Annotated in this window: 8 protein-coding genes and 1 pseudogene; 1 reads left to right on the forward strand and 8 read right to left on the reverse strand. The window is 39.8% G+C overall.

Annotation, left to right across the window (positions count from 1 at the left end):
• The coding region (locus tag ODU55_RS08965) for a MucBP domain-containing protein (protein WP_398582600.1) at positions 1-5,578 on the reverse strand (5,578 nt) is incomplete at its 3' end.
• A gap of 306 nt (positions 5,579-5,884) precedes the next feature.
• On the opposite strand from ODU55_RS08965, the pseudogene ODU55_RS08970 reads away from it, so the two are divergent.
• Positions 5,885-6,352: pseudogene (locus ODU55_RS08970) on the forward strand (IS982 family transposase); the annotation flags it as partial.
• Positions 6,353-6,443: 91 nt separating this feature from the next.
• On the opposite strand, the gene ODU55_RS08975 reads toward ODU55_RS08970, so the two are convergent.
• The 7 genes from ODU55_RS08975 to ODU55_RS09005 form a co-directional block, all read right to left on the reverse strand.
• A complete protein-coding gene (locus ODU55_RS08975) occupies positions 6,444-14,189 on the reverse strand; it encodes a MucBP domain-containing protein (RefSeq protein WP_398582601.1) in 7,746 nt (2,581 codons plus the stop codon).
• Between the two features lie 682 nt (positions 14,190-14,871).
• Positions 14,872-15,153 (reverse strand): hypothetical protein, encoded by a 282-nt coding sequence (locus ODU55_RS08980; RefSeq protein WP_398582602.1) that lies wholly within the window; start codon positions 15,151-15,153, stop codon positions 14,872-14,874.
• Positions 15,143-16,051 carry an Rpn family recombination-promoting nuclease/putative transposase gene (locus ODU55_RS08985; protein WP_398582603.1) on the reverse strand — a complete coding sequence of 303 codons (909 nt, stop codon included), beginning with the start codon at positions 16,049-16,051 and terminating at the stop codon, positions 15,143-15,145. The genes ODU55_RS08980 and ODU55_RS08985 overlap by 11 nt, the downstream gene beginning before the upstream one ends.
• A gap of 154 nt (positions 16,052-16,205) precedes the next feature.
• Entirely contained in the window at positions 16,206-16,370 is a 165-nt protein-coding gene (locus tag ODU55_RS08990; protein WP_024409594.1) for a hypothetical protein, read from the reverse strand.
• 135 nt (positions 16,371-16,505) lie between these two features.
• Positions 16,506-17,819, reverse strand: a complete 1,314-nt coding sequence (obgE, locus tag ODU55_RS08995) for a GTPase ObgE (protein ID WP_398582604.1) — start codon at positions 17,817-17,819, stop codon at positions 16,506-16,508.
• A 203-nt stretch (positions 17,820-18,022) separates the two neighbouring features.
• Positions 18,023-18,151: a DUF4044 domain-containing protein gene (locus tag ODU55_RS09000; protein ID WP_024409592.1), complete on the reverse strand. Its 129-nt coding sequence runs from the start codon at positions 18,149-18,151 to the stop codon at positions 18,023-18,025.
• A 171-nt stretch (positions 18,152-18,322) separates the two neighbouring features.
• The gene (locus tag ODU55_RS09005) at positions 18,323-18,712 is read right to left on the reverse strand and encodes a hypothetical protein (RefSeq protein ID WP_398582605.1); all 390 of its coding nucleotides are present in this window, start codon (positions 18,710-18,712) and stop codon (positions 18,323-18,325) included.
• Between the last annotated feature and the right edge of the window lie 71 nt (positions 18,713-18,783).

The raw sequence follows: 18,783 nt of genomic DNA on the forward strand, positions 1-18,783 counted from the left end.
TTCCTTCTACTTTTTCAAGGATATATCCGTTGATAACTTTTCCACTTGTTGTGTAGTCATCGCCAACTTTACCTGGAATGTTTTCAGATGGTACCAAATCGTTACCATTTTCATCTACGTAACGTACAACTACTTTAGATTCTTCTGGTACATAGTTGATTGGCGTATCTTCACCTGGGTTAGATGGTACTGGAGGCGCAATGTAACCTTTAGATGGATCTGTTGGATCAACTGGTTTCAATGGCTCACCATTTGGATCTACTGGTACATATCCTGGTACATGTGGAATTGTTGGAACATCTGTACCTGGTTTGCTTGGATCCGTTGGATCGTTAGGGTAAACGATTGGATCTGTTGGCTGACCTGGGATATTTGGTACCCATGAACCGAGTTTCTTATAAACATAAGTAACGGTTGTTCCACCTGATGGAATCTTACCACTTGGAGTTCCTTCTACTTTTTCAAGGATATATCCGTTGATAACTTTTCCACTTGTTGTGTAGTCATCGCCAACTTTACCTGGAATGTTTTCAGATGGTACCAAATCGTTACCATTTTCATCTACGTAACGTACAACTACTTTAGATTCTTCTGGTACATAGTTGATTGGCGTATCTTCACCTGGGTTAGATGGTACTGGAGGCGCAATGTAACCTTTAGATGGATCTGTTGGATCAACTGGTTTCAATGGCTCACCATTTGGATCTACTGGTACATATCCTGGTACATGTGGAATTGTTGGAACATCTGTACCTGGTCTGCTTGGATCCGTTGGATCGTTAGGGTAAACGATTGGATCGGTTGGCTGACCTGGGATATTTGGAACCCATGAACCGAGTCCCTTGTAAATATAAGTAACTGTTGTTCCACCTGATGGAATCTTACCACTTGGAGTTCCTTCTACTTTTTCAAGGATGTAACCGTTGATAACTTTACCACTTGTCGTATAGTCATCCCCAACCTTACCTGGAATATTTTCAGATGGTACCAATTCTTTACCATTTTCATCTACATAACGTACAACTACTGTTGATTCTTCTGGTACATAGTTGATTAGCGTATCCTCACCTGGGTTAGATGGTACCGGTGGTGCAATGTAACCCTTAGTTGGATTGTCTCGATCTACTGGTTCTAATGGAGTTGTTCTATCTGGTCCTACTGGGATATAACCTGGAATATATGGAATGGTTGGAACTTCTGTACCTGGTTTAGTTGGATCATTTGGATCGTTAGGGTAAACCGTTGATGGTACTTCAATTGTTCCAGTTGGTGGTTTCGGAATCCATGAACCAAGTTTCACATAAGTAACGACTTCTGTGATGTTTCCTGTCGTTTCTGTCGCAGCGACATTGGCAACAGTTGAATCAAGTTCTACCTTAGTACCGTTGTTGGTTGCTTCTTTTGCGATGTAACCCCCAACTGTTGGCAATGGATGTCCTTCCAGTGTCGCATCGCCACCTTTAGCTGTCCAGCCTGTCCATGTTACTTCACCTGTTACATGGTTGATTTCACCTGTACGTGTGAAGGTTACAGAATTGCTTGAACCTGGCGCCACATCATTACCATCCGCATCCACATACGTTACTGTACGTGTGATTGTACGTGTTACTTCATCAACGCCCTTATCTGTTGGCCATTTTGGTCCATCTGGAGTGTTTGGATCAATTGGCTCACCTGGTTTACCTGGATTTTCTGGTGTGATTGGTGAAACTTTTGGTGTCAATTCGTAGACAAAGTCTTGTGAGTTGCCGTCGATGTTATCGAAGGTACCTGTTGAGCTGTAGCTATCTTTGTTCACTACTGTGTAACCAAGGTTTTCAAATTCCTTAACCTTAGCCGCTGGATCGTAGCCAAACTCATCACCTGTTTGACCATTGAGGGTTTCTGTGAATTTCACTGAACCATCTGTCGTATCCACAAACTTCACACTACCCGTTTGTGATGCTTTCACATACGGAATCTTCGTATCTGTTGTTGGATCACCTGGAACTGGTGGTGCTTTATAACCCTTAGTTGGATTGTCTCGATCTACTGGTTCTAATGGAGTTGTTCTATCTGGTCCTACTGGGATATAACCTGGAATATATGGAATGATTGGAACTTCTGTACCTGGTTTAGTTGGATCATTTGGATCGTTAGGGTAAACCGTTGGTGGAACTTCCACTGTACCTGTTGGTGGTTGTGGAATCCATGAACCAAGTTTCACATAAGTAACGACTTCTGTGATGTTTCCTGTCGTTTCTGTCGCAGCGACATTGGCAACAGTTGAATCAAGTTCTACCTTAGTACCGTTGTTGGTTGCTTCTTTTGCGATGTAACCCCCAACTGTTGGCAATGGATGTCCTTCCAGTGTCGCATCGCCGTCCTTAGCTGTCCATGCTTGCCATGTGACTTCACCTGTAACGTGGTTGATTTCACCTGAACGCTCAAATGTAACAGAGTTGCTTGAGCCTGGAGCTGCTTCGCCACCTTCTGCTTTCACATAAGTAACGGTACGGCTGATCGTACGGGTCACATCATCAACACCCTTATCTGTTGGCCATGTTGGACCATCTGGGTTGTTTGGATCAATTGGTTGACCTGGAACACCTGGTTTATCTGGGGTGATTGGGCTAACTTTTGGTGTCAATTCGAAGACGAAGTCTTGGGAATTGCCGTCGATGTTATCGAAGGTACCTGTTGAGCTGTAGTTGTCTTTGTTCACTACGGTGTAGCCAAGGTTTTCAAATTCCTTAATCTTAGCAGCTGGATCAAAGCCAAACTCATCCCCTGTTTTACCACTAAGGTTTTTTGTAAATTTAACTGTGTTGTCTGTTGTGTCAACAAATTTAACTGTGCCGACTTGTTGTTTAACATAAACAAGTGTTAATTCTTGAACAGTATCTACTTTTATTGCACCTTCGTATGAAGTGATTTTTTCGGTGAATCTTTCTTCTGGATCTGTCGCTTTTTTAATATTAGTGTCTATTGCTTTAAATAAATAAACAGTTCCATCTGCTGCAGTAATTTCAGATTTTTTCACTGATTCCAAATTAAATGGAGTATTCGAGTCAGCGTGTTCAATGACTACATTTGCATCAGCAATTTCTTCTCCATTTTCATTAATATAGAAAACTTTTACTCCGCCTTTTTCAGCATAGTAATAAGTTACATCTCCTGTCGATGGTGAGAATTCATTAAACATAAACATTCTTTTCCCACCAAAACTTGTCTTGTCACTTCCGGTATGTACATTGCCGTCAAAATCAATATATTGGCCACTTTCATTCACAAGTATGTATTCGTATGGCAAAAACATAGCTTTCGGATATCCATTTTGTTCAAATAAAGTGTTGGTGATTTCGTGACTTACAGGACCATATTTACCATCACCATAAGGAGCACCATACTTATTTCTAATCCATAAACGATTTGATGTATATGTCCATACCTCTTCTCCAGTTAATAAATCCGGACCTGTATTTGCTGCCCTTGGAGCTACATCATCTGAAACAAACATCAAAAGATATGGCGCATTTAATGCTTTTATTTGAGTCAGTTTTTCTTCATTTGAAAGTGATGTATCATTAATTATTGCTATTGTTTCTTCTAGTTTCAGATCTTCAGCAGTTACATCTGCTTTTTTATAGTATTCTTTTACATCTTCATGATCTACATTAAGAGCAAAGTTTAAGAATTTAGAAGTTCCGTCTTCTTTTGAAAACGTTTGTACCATCACGACGTTATGACTTGCTGCCCAACTTCCTGATATAACATAAGAACCTTTAACATAGGTTGGTCCAACAACTCCTGTATTGCTTTGTGGAGTCTTAACTAACTCATAGTTCTCAAAATCTGCTGCACCAGCTATCGTGTATGTATCCCCTGTATTTGCATCAGATAAAGTGTAAGTGGCTAATAATTTTTCTTCTTTGAGTGCTGTCTTTTCTAAGACATATTTTGTAGTTACATCTAAACCACTAGTTGGAATTGGTGAAGAAAAACTATTTTGTACACTTCCTTGTATTGTAGTTGATTCTGGAGAATAAATAATCGTAGATAAGGCCGTCCCACCTATACCTGCATAAACATCTAAATTTCTAAGCGTTGAAGTTTGCCCATCTTTAGAAAAATTAAATTCACTGTTCGTTATTTTATATTGAAAACTTTTATTTTCTTTTATTGGTGATGACGCAGCAAGTGTTTTTATGTTATTAAATTGTTTACTTTCACCAGGTGAAATTGTTAGTGTTTCTACTACGTTGTGATTTGCAGATCTATCAACCAATTCCGCTAAGACACTACCATCTTTTAAGGTACTATTGGTAGAAAATCTCATGTACCAATTTTTATCAAAGCGATAATTAAATGAACCTTCGCTTTTTATGCTAGTATCTGTAGGATCTTGATTTCCTGATAAATCTACAACAAAAAATGTTTTATAGTCAGCAACCTCAGTTAATTTGTATTCACTATTGATATCTTCATCAGTTGGAGTAATTGTCGCCTCTTGTTCAGCCACTTCTTTATTTAAAACTGCTGCATTTTCAGTCCAGTTACCTGTACTCTGGGTTACTGTTGCCGATGCTGTCGTAGTTGTCAAAGCCACTTGAATTACATCAGTTCCCAAGAACTTACGCAATTCCAAAGCCAGAGCTTCAACATTTGAACGAACTGCATCGATTTGATTATTTACAGCTTCAAGTGTTGCTGTTGAGTTATTCAAAACAGCTGTTGCTTCTGTTGCAGTTAATTTTGTTGCTGCCGCAGCTGATTTCAATGCCTCGTTATCGCTATCAGCCGCAGCAACTAGACGCTCAGCTTCATTTGCCAAGACTTCTGCTTCTGAAGTTACTTGTTCAAGAACAACTTTTGCTTCTTCAACAGTTGCTGGAGTTTTTACAGTTTCAGCTACTACTTCGCTTGTCGCAGCTTTTGTTTCTGTAGATGTAGTTGTTTCGCTTGAAGCTGTTTCTGTTGCTTTTGACTCAGTAGTTGCTGTTGTAGTTGTTGCTTCAGCTTTCTTAACAACTTTTACAGTAACCACGTTCGCAGCACCTTCTGTTACTTCTTGAGTCACAGTCGCTGTTTGACCTGATGCCAATTCGTAACCAGCAGGTAGTTCTGTAGCTACAGTAACGCTTGTTTTTACAGTAGCTTCATTAGTACTTACAGTTGCTAATTTCACATCTGCTTTTACTACAGTACCATCTTCTAACACATATTGAACGATGTAGTTAATCGCTGCAGATCGTTCTGTACTTGTAGCAGTTGCAACTGTTTCAGTAGTTGAAGCTTCTGTAGATGATGAAGTTGATGTTGCTGTTTCTGAAGCGGATACAGATGTTTCTGTTGATGAAGCTACTGTTGCTTCTTCAACGACAGCTTCAGAGCTTGCTGACGAATCTGTCGTCAATGCAACAGTCGTTGTTGTTTCTGATGAAGCAACAGCTTCCTCGGCTTTAGCTACTTGTGCTCCAGCACCAAGAACCAAGGACATACCAAGCAAGACACTGGCAGCACCAAAATGATACTTACGAATCGAGAAATGTTGTCTCGTTCCGTACCAATCAAAGGACTTTTTCTTTGCTTTGCGCATATTTACCTCCGAAAAGAAATTTAGAGCTAGAAAAATAACTTCTCAACTAATTGTGAAGTCAAAATGGATAATCTAAAAATATAAAATAAATAGTGTGGTCGTAACAAATTTCATTAATAATCTTTGGGGAGAATTAGTACTCATTGTTCCGTAACATTTATAAAGAAAATATTTTGATTCCAATTATTATATAAAGTATTAAACTAGTTCTTTTATGATATTTGATATATCAGATTTATCTTACCATACCCCCCCCCATTTTTCAAGTAAATATATTTATTTTCAATACATTTTGTAAAACCCACTTTTAAAGGATTAGCTGATATTGGCTACAATACCTCTAAACATCTTTGGTTCTACGGTTTCAAGGTTCATATGCTAGTGACCTTATCTGGTTATATTTTGAACAATGTTGTCACGCCAGCCTCTGTTCATGACATCAAGGTGGTTTATGAATTATTAGAAGGGTGTAAGCAATCGGTTATCCTAGGTGATTTAGGCTACCTGAGTAGTGAACTCAAGAAGGACTCCGAGCAAGAAGGGTACCATCTATGGACGCCATTTCGACAAAATATGGCAGGAGCTGAAAAATATAACAATGGAAAAGTGATGGCTATGAGACGAACTATCGAGACACGTTATTCTGAATTATGTCGCCTCTTTGACATCGAACATACATTAGCTAGAGGGCTAGCCGGACTACAGTTACGAATGGAACAAATTATTCTAGCTCATAACTTACGCTATTTTGAAATGAACTTGCACCACGGATAATGATATATAAGTTCTTGCACAAAAAAAAGGAAAGGCGAACCTTTCCTTTTAATTATTTTACCTTGATAGGAGGTTAGGAAAAATAATGTAATTAGTCTTCGTTGCGACGACGCTTACCAACAAGGGCAAGAGCTGCTACAAGCATTGCTGCACCCAACACACTTGCTACTGATGAAGCTTCACCTGTATTTGGCAATTGAGCCACACCAGTCTTAGTAGTAGTTGTTGGAGCTACAGGAGCTTGTGGTTTTGGTGCAACAGGTTTGTTTACCTTACGGTAAACATGATATGTATTACCGTCACCATCAGTGTATGTCTTACCTGTGAACTCATATCCTGGGATTGACTTGTTAGGTGTTGTTCCCTCTTCTTGCGGTGCAATTGGGTTACCATCTTCGTCAACGTGGTTTGTTACAACTTTCTTAACCTTACGGTAGATGTGTGTTGTATTGCCATCTGGATCTGTTACAGTCTTACCTGTGAACTCGTATCCTGGGATTGACTTGTTAGGTGTTGTTCCCTCTTCTTGCGGTGCAATTGGGTTACCATCTTCGTCAACGTGGTTTGTCACAACCTTCTTAGCTGGAGTCACTTTACGGTAAACGTAAGTTACTTCAGTTGTCTTACCACCTACAACAGTACCAGTTTCTGAACCATCAACACGAACAAGCTCATAAGTTGTACCATCTTCTGTAGTGATAGTATTTGGTTTGTTATCAGTTGTATCGTATGATTTACCAGCAGGTGCATCAGTTTCATCCTTAACTGGACTCTTGATAACTGTACCATCTTCTGTTACGTAGTTAACCACAACATTACCATTTTGAACGTAAGGGATTAGTGTGTCTTCACCTGGATTTTCTGGTGTTGGTGGCACATAACCCTTACCTGGATCATTTGGATCTACTGGTTTCAATGGTGTGTTGTCCTTAGGATCTACTGGTGTGTAGCCCGGAACGTTTGGAATCACTGTACCTGGAGTTGGTGTTACTGGTACATCTGGATTGTTTGGATCAAACGGATATGGAATTACTGGGCGTTCGTTTTCTGGAACACCTGGAATTTCTGGAATCCAGTTCGCAACTTTCTTATACACATAAGTGATTTCTGTTGTCTTACCACCTTCAACTGTACCATTTTCTGTACCAATTGTCTTAGATGGGATCAATACATAACGTGAACCGTCTTCTGTAACAATCTCTGTTGGCTTGTTATCAGTTGTATCGTATGATTTACCAGCAGGTGCATCAGTTTCATCCTTAACTGGACTCTTGATAACTGTACCGTCTTCTGTTACGTAGTTAACCACAACATTACCATTTTGAACGTAAGGGATTAGTGTGTCTTCACCTGGATTTTCTGGTGTTGGTGGCACATAACCCTTACCTGGATCATTTGGATCTACTGGTTTCAATGGTGTGTTGTCCTTAGGATCTACTGGTGTGTAGCCCGGAACGTTTGGAATCACTGTACCTGGAGTTGGTGTTACTGGTACGTCTGGAGTGTTTGGATCAAATGGATATGGAATTACTGGACGTTCGTTTTCTGGAACACCTGGAATTTCTGGAATCCAGTTCGCAACTTTCTTATACACATAAGTGATTTCTGTTGTCTTACCACCTTCAACTGTACCATTTTCTGAACCAATTGTCTTAGATGGGATCAATACATAACGTGAACCGTCTTCTGTAACAATCTCTGTTGGTTTGTTATCAGTTGTATCGTATGATTTACCAGCAGGTGCATCAGTTTCATCCTTAACTGGACTCTTGATAACTGTACCGTCTTCTGTTACGTAGTTAACCACAACATTACCATTTTGAACGTAAGGGATTAGTGTGTCTTCTCCTGGTTTTTCTGGAGTTGGTGGCACATAACCTTTACCTGGATCGTTTGGATCAAATGGTTTCAATGGTGTGTTGTCCTTAGGATCTACTGGTGTGTAGCCCGGAACGTTTGGAATCACTGTACCTGGAGTTGGTGTTACTGGTACGTCTGGAGTGTTTGGATCAAATGGATATGGAATTACTGGGCGTTCGTTTTCTGGAACACCTGGAATTTCTGGAATCCAGTTCGCAACTTTCTTATACACATAAGTGATTTCTGTTGTCTTACCACCTTCAACTTTACCATTTTCTGAACCAATTGTCTTAGATGGGATCAATACATAACGTGAACCGTCTTCTGTAACAATCTCTGTTGGTTTGTTATCTGTTGTATCGTATGATTTACCAGCAGGTGCATCAGTTTCATCCTTAACTGGACTCTTGATAACTGTACCGTCTTCTGTCACGTAGTTAACCACAACGTTACCAGCTTGTTCATAAACATACTTAACAGTTGTTGTACCCTCAACGACATTACCTGTTTCCACTGCTGAGTCAGCTTTCACTTCTTTGTAGTAGTAAACTGTACCATCAGTTGCAGTAATCTTAGCTGGCTTGTGATCAAGAGTTGTGTAAGCCGTACCTGTTGATGAAGCAGGAGTGTCCTCAACATCAGCGGCAATTTTCTCACCAGCTGTGTTGTAGTACTCAACTACAACGTTACCTTTCACTTCTTCGTAAACGTAAGTGACTTGCTTATCTTCGCCAGAAGTTACTGTACCGTTCTCTTCGCCTTTAGTTGCTTTTGGAACGAGTTTGTAGGTCTTACCATCTTCTGTTGTGATGGTAGTTGGTTTGTTGTCTTCTGTTGAGTATGACTTACCTGGTTCAGCATTCTCTTCGTCTTTGACTGGAGATTTGATAACTTTACCATCAGTTGTTACATAATTCACTGTAACAGATCCGCCTGGTTCGTAAACATAAGTCACTTCAGTTGTGCCTTCTACAACCTTACCAGTTTCTTTATCACCAGCTTTCACTTCTTTGTAGTAGTAAACATCACCTGATTCAGTAGTAATCTTAGTTGGTTTGTTGTCTTTTGTGTCGTAAGCTGTTCCAGTTGAAGTTGTCTTCGTATCAACCACTTGTGGAGCAATCACTTCACCTGCAGTATTCACGTAGTTAACAACAACATCACCTTTCACTTCTTCGTAAACGTATGTGATTTCTGTTGTACCAACAACAACCTTACCATCTTCTTTACCTTTTGTCAGAATTGGTACGATACGGTATGTCTTACCATCATCTGTTGTGATTTCTTTTGGTTTTAAGTCTGTTGTGTTGTATGGTGTACCTGTTGAGCTTTCTGGTGTATCAGTTACAGTGCTTGCGGTTTTCTTGCCTTCATCTGTTGTGCCTGAGATTGGGTTACCTTCGGTATCAACGTAGTGAACGATGACATCACCTTTTACCTCTTCGTAGACGTAAGTAATTTCTTTTGTTTTACCTGCTTCTACTGTACCTGTTTCTGAATCAACACCTGTGGCAGTACCGTTACCTACAGCAGTCAGGTTACCTTCATCTGAAACTGTACCAACTGGGTAATCACCTGCTTTTTCTTTTGCGACAAGACGATATGTCTTACCATCTGCTGTGGTGATTTCTGTTGGTTTGTGGTCTGTAGTAGCATAAGCAGAATCTGGTTTGCCATCTGTCACATCTGCTACAGGAGCTTGGATGACGTTACCTTCTGTATCCACATAATTAACGTTGACGTTACCTGCTTTTTCGTAGACGTATTGAACTGTTGTTGTTCCTTCTACGACATCACCTTTTTCTGGTGCAGATGTATCTTTCACTTCTTTGTAATAGTAGACTGTTTCTGAACCATCTTTTTCAACAACTGTAATAGTTGCTGGTTTGTGGTCGTAGGTTTCATATGGTGTGTCTACTGATGTTGTTGGTGTATCAACTTCTGTTTTAGCGATGGTATTTCCTTCGGTATCGTAGTACTCTACAACAACATCGCCTTTCACTTCTTGGTAAACGTAAGTGATTTCTTTTGTTTTACCTGCTTCTACTGTACCAGTCGTAGCATCGATACCTGTTGCTTTACCGTTACCAACTGCTGTCAAGTTGTTATCATTTGAAACAGTACCAACGTTGTAAGTTCCTGCTGGAACTAGGCGGTAAAGTTTGCCATCTACTGAGATGCTAGCCAATTTGTTATCAAGAACAGTGTCGTAGGCAGAACCTGGCTTACCATCAGTCACATCTGCAACTGGAGCTTTAAGTGGGTTACCGTCTGTATCGACATAGTTAACGTTGACTGAACCAGCTTTTTCGTAGATGTAAGTCACTTCAGTTGTGCCTTCGACAACTTTACCAGTTTCTTTATCACCAGCTTTAACTTCATCTTTTGGTAAGATGTAGTAAACCTCACCTGTTTGGTCATTTGTGATTTTCTCTGGTTTGTTATCTCTAGTATCGTAGTCTGTACCTGTATCTGTGATTGTTTGGTCTGTCACATCATCTGCAATGGTGTTACCTTCTGTGTCCACATAGTGAACAATAACATCACCTTGTACTAGTTCATAAACATAAGTAATCTCTGTTGTACCAACAACAACCTTACCAGTTTCATTACCTTGTGTCGCAGCTGGAACAAGTTTGTAAATCTTACCATCATCTGTTGTGATAGTTTTTGGTTTCAAATCTTTTGTATCGTATGGTGTACCTGTTGAGCTTTCTGGTGTATCAGTTACAGTGCTTGCGGTTTTCTTACCTTCGTCTGTTGTACCTGAGATTGGGTTACCGTCTTGGTCAACATAATGAACAATAACCTTACCAGTTACTTCCTTATAGACAAAGGTAATTTCTTTGGTAATACCAGAGGCGACTGAGCCAGTTGCTTCGTGGACACCTGTTACCTCAGTCACATTGCTTACTGACAAATGATGATCCGCTTCAACAGTACCGACAGTATATTCAGCAGCCGGAGCCAATTCATATGTCTTACCATCAGCAGTGACAATCTTAGCTGGTCTGTTATCAACGATTGTGTCATATCCTGTACCCGCTTTGGCATTGACAAGATCAGCAACTTTTTCAGTAACTACCTTGCCAGTACCGTCTGTACCAGATAGTTTATTACCATCCACATCAACGTAGTTAACATTGACGTTACCAGCTTTTTCGTAGACATAAGTCAACTCTTTAAGCGTATCTTGCGCAACTGTACCAACTTCTTCGGTAATTTTTTCAATCTTACGTTTTTCAGTGTCTGTGTTGCTCGAAGCTGGGTTAAGACCTGTTGTATCGATTTCTTTGTAGTAGTAAACCGTACCATCTGCTGTTGTGATTGTCGCATCTTTTACAGACTTGGTATCATATGCTGTGTTGGTGTTAGCATGATCATAGATTGACTTAGAATCTTGTAAAACATTACCTTCTGTGTCAACATAATAGACCTTAACGCCACCTTTTTCAGTATACCAGTAGCGAGCGTGTTGTTCGTTCTTAGTATTAGCATTGCGCAAAGTCAATTCTTGACCACCAAGATCCCAACGTTTGTCCGTTTCACTATCAGTCAATCGAGTTTCTGAAGCTGCAGTCTTATAGTTGTAACCAAAGTACCAAACACCGTCTGGATGCTGGTTTACTGCTAATGGGCCTGTAGAAATCGTAACATTATCTACGCCAGATTCATTAGGACCATAAATATTTTTTACATAAGGGTTATTTGGAGTCGCTTTATCCCAAAGGATAGGGGTTAGAACTTTGCCATCTGCGTCCACATAGTTGCCATCAGCATCTGTTTTGTAGATTTTGTTGTAATTAACAGTGTAGATTGTACCATCCGTATCAGTTACCATAGTATCTGTTGTGCTTGCAACTGAAATTTTAGCACCAGCTTTTGTAGTAATAGTGGTTTTATCATCGCTCAAAGTACCAAGAACATCACCATTAGCATCTAAAACTTGAATTTCAGTGCTCTCAAGAACTAATTTATTTGCCTCATAGAACTTAAGTGTCGCAGTACCTTGTTTTGAGTTGTAGGTTTGAGGCGCAAGTACTTCTGTTGTGAACATCAACTTGAAGTACTCAGGGATGTCTGATACAGTTGCATTGTTCTGATTAGTCTTATAGAATTTTGCCCAATCTGGATTGTTTGGATCCAACATGTAAACTTGGATTTGAAGAGAACCATCTTGATCTGTAATTGTATATAAACGTGCTTCGTTAAAGTTTGCACCATATGAAATATATTGTGAACCAACCACATAGTCAGAAGTCAAGGTACCGGATGTTACTGTAGGAAGTTCTGACTCAATCAACTCATAGTTGTCAAAGTCAATCGCACCAGCGATATGGAAGGCATCACCACTCAAACCACCTGTTTGAGTGTATTTCGCCAACAATTCACGTTCACGACCAGTTGCTGCATTTTCTTTAACAAAATAAGATGTCGTTTGAGTGGTTGAACCTGTTACAAGGAAGCTTGTTGAATTAAATGGAACATCAACACGAGATGGTTCCAATTTACTGTACTTAATAACGTTCCGGTTATTACCATTACTATTCTCCATAGCAACGTTTCTTGTCGTACCACCGGCAGTTGAAATTTTGTACGTAAAACCATAAATCGTTTTATGAGTTGCATCGTTTTCTAGTACTTTCAACTGATTAAAGTTGTTTTCTACACCTGGTTTTAACTCAATAGTGTTAACAACAGTGCTTCCGCTGTCAGTTTTTTCAACTAATTTTGCATAAACAACATCGTTAGCTGCACGTTCCGTTGCATCAGTTGATACAGAGAAAGTGATGTAGTAGTTTTTACCAACCCACTCATTGAAACCTTTTCCATCACCAGCTTTTTCATCCAGTTCGATAATCAAGAAGGTATCGCGGTTTGCATCTTGATCGCCGATATAACCAGCAGGAATGTTTTTGTTTGCCTCTGTAATAGTTGCTTTCTGATCAGCAACATGAAGGCCTGAATTGGCTGCTTTTGCTAGATCTGGAATTTCCCAAACACCGTGTTGAGCGTATGACACAGATGCAGGATTTGTCGTTTCAATTGTCGTTGCTGCCGCAGTTGATGTTGTTGTAGCCATCAAAGCAACAATGTTACCATCTGGATAGTACTTACGCAATTCCAAAGCAAGTGCTTCAACGTTTGAACGAACTGCACTGATTTGAGCGTTTACTTCTTCAAGTGTTGCAAGTGTATTTTGGAAAGTTACAGTCGCTTTTGTGGCAACCAATTTAGTTGCGGCAGCTGCTGTTTTCAACACTTCATTTGTGTTATCTGCAGCAACCAAACGATTAGTTTCATTTGCCAATACTTCCGCTTCTGAAGTTACTTGCTCAAGAACTTTTTTTGCTTCTTCTACGGTTGTAGGTGTCGTAGGTGCAGTTGATGTCGTAGGTGTAGTTGATGTAGCTGCTCTAGTTGTTGAACTAGCAGTTGCTACAGTTGTTGATGTTGTAGTTGGTGAGCTAACAGTTGCTGTAGCTTCTACTTTTTTGACAACTTTTACAGTTACAATATTTTCTCCATTCTCTGTCACTTCTTGAGAAACTGTAGCTGACTGACCTGATGCTAATTCATACCCTTCTGGTACTACTGCTGTGACAGATACCGTTGCTTTTGCAATTGTTTCTGTGGTAGTAACTGAAACTGTTTCTACTGAAGGGTTCCCAAGTATTCCATCTTCAGTAGCGTAGTTAACAATATAGCCGATTTCAACTGTACGTTCAGAACTTGATGAAGTCGCTGCTTTTGTTGCAGTTTCTGATGTCTTTGATTCTGTAGCACTTGTGGATGGAGCTACGGACGTAGACTCTGGGGGTGTAACTGTCTCTGCTGCTTGAACAACCTGTGTCCCAGCACCAAGTGCAATCGACATCCCAAGTAAGACACTAGCAGCACCAAAGTGGTATTTACGAATTGAGAAGTGCTGTTTCAATCCGTACCAGTCAAAAGACTTTCTTCTAGAATGATGCATTATTATCCTCCTGTATTCTATGCAATGCTAAAAATAAGTTTAGTAACTAAAAATGCTTTCAGATTACATCTCCATCATTTTACTACTAGTTAACTATTTTTAGTTTCAATAAATATTATAACCTACCCCCCCCCGTTTTGCAAGTAAAATCAATCATTTTTCACGTCGTACGCGAAAACTAAAATTATGCTAAATTCCCAAATTAAGTTCTAGCCTAACCCAAAAACCGGAAATTAGACTGAGACAAAGAAATAAGGTAGAACTTACTATGGGACAAGTTGGTGATGACAAATTTGAGATATCGTCATTTAGTTTTTCTTTTATTACTTCGACGTAAGAGGAAACTCCGTTTCCTTATTTCCAACTTCAAACACTCCACTGGATTGTTTGAACTCGCCTTGCCTAACTCTAGTTAAGCCTGCGGCTCGTTGCCTAGTACTAAAAGTAAACTAAAAGACTATAAAACAGGAAAAGAAATTTAAAATAAAAACCCTGTGTAGCACAGAGTTTTCCTTCTAACATTCTCTTATCCACCTTTGTGTTGGCTCCATTAGCTTCGACATCTATTATTCCGTGGGAGTGGGCGGAGCCATCATGGATGTCTTTCCCACTCCCACTCTGTTCTACTAGGAGATCTGTTGAAATAACGAAGTGAGATTTCATACCATCAGAAAAAAACAGCCTAGTTGCCATGTTCATGACCTTCTTCTGTGACAATATCTTTCCGCAACACCCTCACTTGTTCAATAGGCATTTTCAGAACTAGGGAAATATTCTCATCAGACATGCCAACTTGAAAAAGAGAAATCAAAACTTCTTGCGTTTTTTGTTCTGCACCTTTCTCAATTCCTTTCTCATAACCATCTTCAACACCCTCCTCATAGCCTTCTTCAAAGCGTTCCTGCATGGTTTCGTAATAACTAGCGGCGCGGTGCATGTGGAGTATTTCAAGATTATATGCCATGTTCATGACCTTCTTCTGTGACTGTATCCTTCCGCAACACCCTCACTTGCTCAATAGGGATTTTCAGAACTAGGGAAATATTCTCATCAGACATGCCAACTTGAAAAAGAGAAGTCAAAACTTCTTGCGTTTTTTGCTCTGCACCTTTCTCTATACCTTTCTCATAACGTTCCTGCATAGTTTCGTAATAACTAGCGGCATTTCGGTTCCATGTATCAATCATTGTTCTTTCCTCCTGTGTCCAATTATTCACATCCAAAAGATACTCTGCCTTTTGGATTGCACTGGTTTGTTTGAAGCTAAATTCTTTGTTAGAGAAGAATTCCATCCAAAGCTGTTGTTTCCTATCCATTTCTCCTAATGGCAGTTTCTTCAGTTCTACAATGACCATCTCGAAGGGCTTTCTCGCTTGTTCTTGTTTACCAAATGGAAACTCCAAGACCTGACCTGTTTCTGAATCCGTAATAATAAATGAATGGACTGGTCTTTCATCTTTAAAGTAGTTGGTTGCAACTACGGCGATACCATAGACAGGTTGGATTTTATCGTACATCTTATGGGTTTTGGCAACTTTTTGTCGAACATTGGGCAGGTTTGCGACCAGGTGTTGGCAAATATAGGTCCACAATCTTTTCAAAAAGCCTCTTTGGTAGGCGACTTGGATTTCAATCACTACTTGGGTATCATCTTCCAATGAGGCAAGAACATCAACGGTCGTAGTAAAATAGCCATCTTGTTCTTTCTTTAAATCAGCAAGAGTTCCGTTCATAATTTTGACCATTTTAGGTCTGAAACCGAGAAAGGTTTCAATGAAATCAATGGTCACCTCTGGATCGCTAAAAACTTTTTTAGCTGCAATGTCCATCATTGGATTGATGCGATGTCTTTTTTTGCTCATATTTTTCTCCATATTCTATTGATTGAGATATAACCTCGTATTATATATTCGAAAAATAGAGCATTTCCCCTAATTATATTATAGCACATTCACTAACATTTTCAAAATTCAATACCAAAAACCTGCTAGTTATTTGAAAACTAACAGGTCAAGTTTACTCATTTTCCTTCTCTCTTGCTAAACGCTCCCTCTCTAATCGCAATTTCCGATTGGGATTGAGTGTATTGAAGAGTTCTTCTAATTTCTCAGCATTCCATACATCGGCTGCTGAGACAAAATTTCCATCCTTATCCTTGAAGGATATTGGTTTATCACCCATACAAACCTCCAACTATTTTATAGATTGTTTACAAACGATCATGAACTGAATGAAATTAGTAAGGTTGGTAGGTAGTCCGCCATAGCGGCTACCGTACTACATCAAGTCCTTTAGGACTTAGAGGTAGTTCCAACGTTAATCCACAAACTCAAATTCGAACTTGCCGATGCGAACTGTGTCGCCGTCTTTGGCTCCACGGGCACGGAGGGCTTCGTCAACACCCATACCACGCAACTGGCGAGCAAATTTCTTGACAGATTCGTCACGATCAAAGTTAGTCATGGTGAAGAGTTTTTCTAGTTTATCACCAGATAGAACCCAGCTTGCATCGTCTGCACGGCTGATGTCAAATTCTGGCTCATCTGGGTTAAAGCCATAGTAAGCCTCTTCTTCTTGGAAATCTGATTCGTCGTAGAGCAAGAATTCTGGCGTTTTCTCTAGCAGCTCAGCTGTGGCTTCCAAAAGATTTTCCAAACCTTGGTGAGCAATCCCTGAGATTGGGAAAATCTGTGGTAGTTCGTCAAACTCGTCGTAGTTGGCTGCCAATTTCTTCTTGAACTCTTCCAGATGTTCCTCTGCCTCTGGCATGTCCATTTTATTGGCAACGATAATCTGAGGACGTTCCATGAGGCGAAGATTGTAGGTTTCCAATTCATTGTTGATGGCTACGTAATCTTCATAAGGATCACGGCCTTCACTTGCTGACATGTCTAAAACATGCAAGATAACACGTGTCCGCTCGATGTGACGAAGAAATTGCGTTCCCAATCCAACACCTTGACTAGCCCCTTCAATCAAACCTGGCAAATCTGCGACGGCAAATGACTCGCCAGATTTGGTCCGAACCATTCCCAAATTTGGCACAATGGTTGTAAAATGGTAGGCACCAATTTTAGGCTTAGCTGCAGTAATAACACTGAGAAGCGTTGACTTACCAACTGATGGGAAACCTACAAGACCTACATCAGCCAACACTTTCAATTCTAATTCAAGATTGCGTTCTTCGCCAGGTTCTCCATTTTCTGAAATCTCAGGAGCTGGATTTTTAGGAGTCGCAAAACGGATATTTCCACGGCCGCCACGACCACCGTGGGCAATGACAAACTCTTGACCATTTTCAACCAAGTCAGTGATGACCTTGCCAGTATCCGCATCACGAACAGTTGTCCCCTGTGGTACACGAACAATCAGGTCTTCCGCACCACGACCATGCATGCCCTTGGTCATCCCTTTTTCACCATCGTCAGCTTTAAAACGACGATTGTAACGGAAGTCCATGAGAGTACGCAAGCCTTCATCTACAACAAAAACAACGTCTCCGCCACGGCCACCATCACCGCCCCAAGGACCGCCATTAGGTACATACTTTTCACGGCGGAAGGCGACCATCCCGTCGCCACCTTTCCCTGCCTTGACCTTAATCTTGGCAGTATCTAAAAACATACTCATAATTTACCCTATTCTTTCCTAGAAAAAAACGCTTAAAAGCGTTTTAGACCTGTATTCACAAGCGAAGTGCTCATATATAAGAAATCGTTTTTAGCCAATCAAGGTAGTTTTTCAAAATACTGACTGTATTTTCTAAAAAAACTAACGATGAGTGCTTAAAAACTAGCCTTAGTATAGAAGTGCTGAACAGTGAATACAGATTCTTAATTCATCAATGCATTAATGGCTGGTAAAATCAAGCCAGCTAATGTCACGACAACCATCACGACAACAACTACTAAAGTTACTTTTTCAAATGTTGTTTTCTTGTGTTTCTCTTCGCCGAACGCCATTGCTTTCTCCTTAATCAGTCATTGATAATTCATTTTACCATAAATTAGTAGAGCTTTCAAATCTCATCTCTACCTGCCAGAAGACAAGATTTACCATATTATCTTAAAAGGACTGCTTTCCAGCTTTTAACTAGAAAGACAGTCCTCGTGCTTTTCAGAAATTTTAGGCAATTAAACAGATACCAAACATTTTACTTTTAATCCAACTCCAACAAGCATAAGTAAACCACAAATGTAATAAGCAACAGGCAATTCAATTATCTGACTCCATCCCCCTTCTCCTAAAGCCAAAACAGGTAAACAATAAAAATACAAAGTAGCCATAAAAGCCATGACAAAAATAATCAGTTGGATATTTTTATTAGCTTGATAATTGATGAAAAAGAACGCTAAAAAGATGAGGATTACAGACAAGGAAAATAAGTTTTGACTGAAATACCGCCAACCTGACACAAGGAAAACAGAGTAATTTTCACTGTCGACAGCATGTGCAAATGGAAATAACATAGACAATAGGAGCAAACAACCAATCAGATGAGTAAGATATTTGTTCATAATCATCAACCTCTTTATTGTTTTTACAAATATAAATATTCACTCAAATATATTAACACATACAAAAAAGAATGTAA

Source organism: Streptococcus sp. 2022WUSS037, assembly GCF_044427225.1.
GTDB lineage: Bacteria > Bacillota > Bacilli > Lactobacillales > Streptococcaceae > Streptococcus.

What these genes read in the sequence shown, in the direction of transcription:
- ODU55_RS08980 (WP_398582602.1), bottom strand. Translation starts at nt 15,153, where the DNA reads ATGGCATATAATCTTGAAATACTCCACATGCACCGCGCCGCTAGTTAT.
- ODU55_RS09000 (WP_024409592.1), bottom strand. Translation starts at nt 18,151, where the DNA reads ATGGCGTTCGGCGAAGAGAAACACAAGAAAACAACATTTGAAAAAGTA.
- ODU55_RS08975 (WP_398582601.1), bottom strand. Translation starts at nt 14,189, where the DNA reads ATGCATCATTCTAGAAGAAAGTCTTTTGACTGGTACGGATTGAAACAG.
- ODU55_RS08990 (WP_024409594.1), bottom strand. Translation starts at nt 16,370, where the DNA reads ATGGGTGATAAACCAATATCCTTCAAGGATAAGGATGGAAATTTTGTC.
- ODU55_RS09005 (WP_398582605.1), bottom strand. Translation starts at nt 18,712, where the DNA reads ATGATTATGAACAAATATCTTACTCATCTGATTGGTTGTTTGCTCCTA.
- obgE (WP_398582604.1), bottom strand. Translation starts at nt 17,819, where the DNA reads ATGAGTATGTTTTTAGATACTGCCAAGATTAAGGTCAAGGCAGGGAAA.
- ODU55_RS08985 (WP_398582603.1), bottom strand. Translation starts at nt 16,051, where the DNA reads ATGAGCAAAAAAAGACATCGCATCAATCCAATGATGGACATTGCAGCT.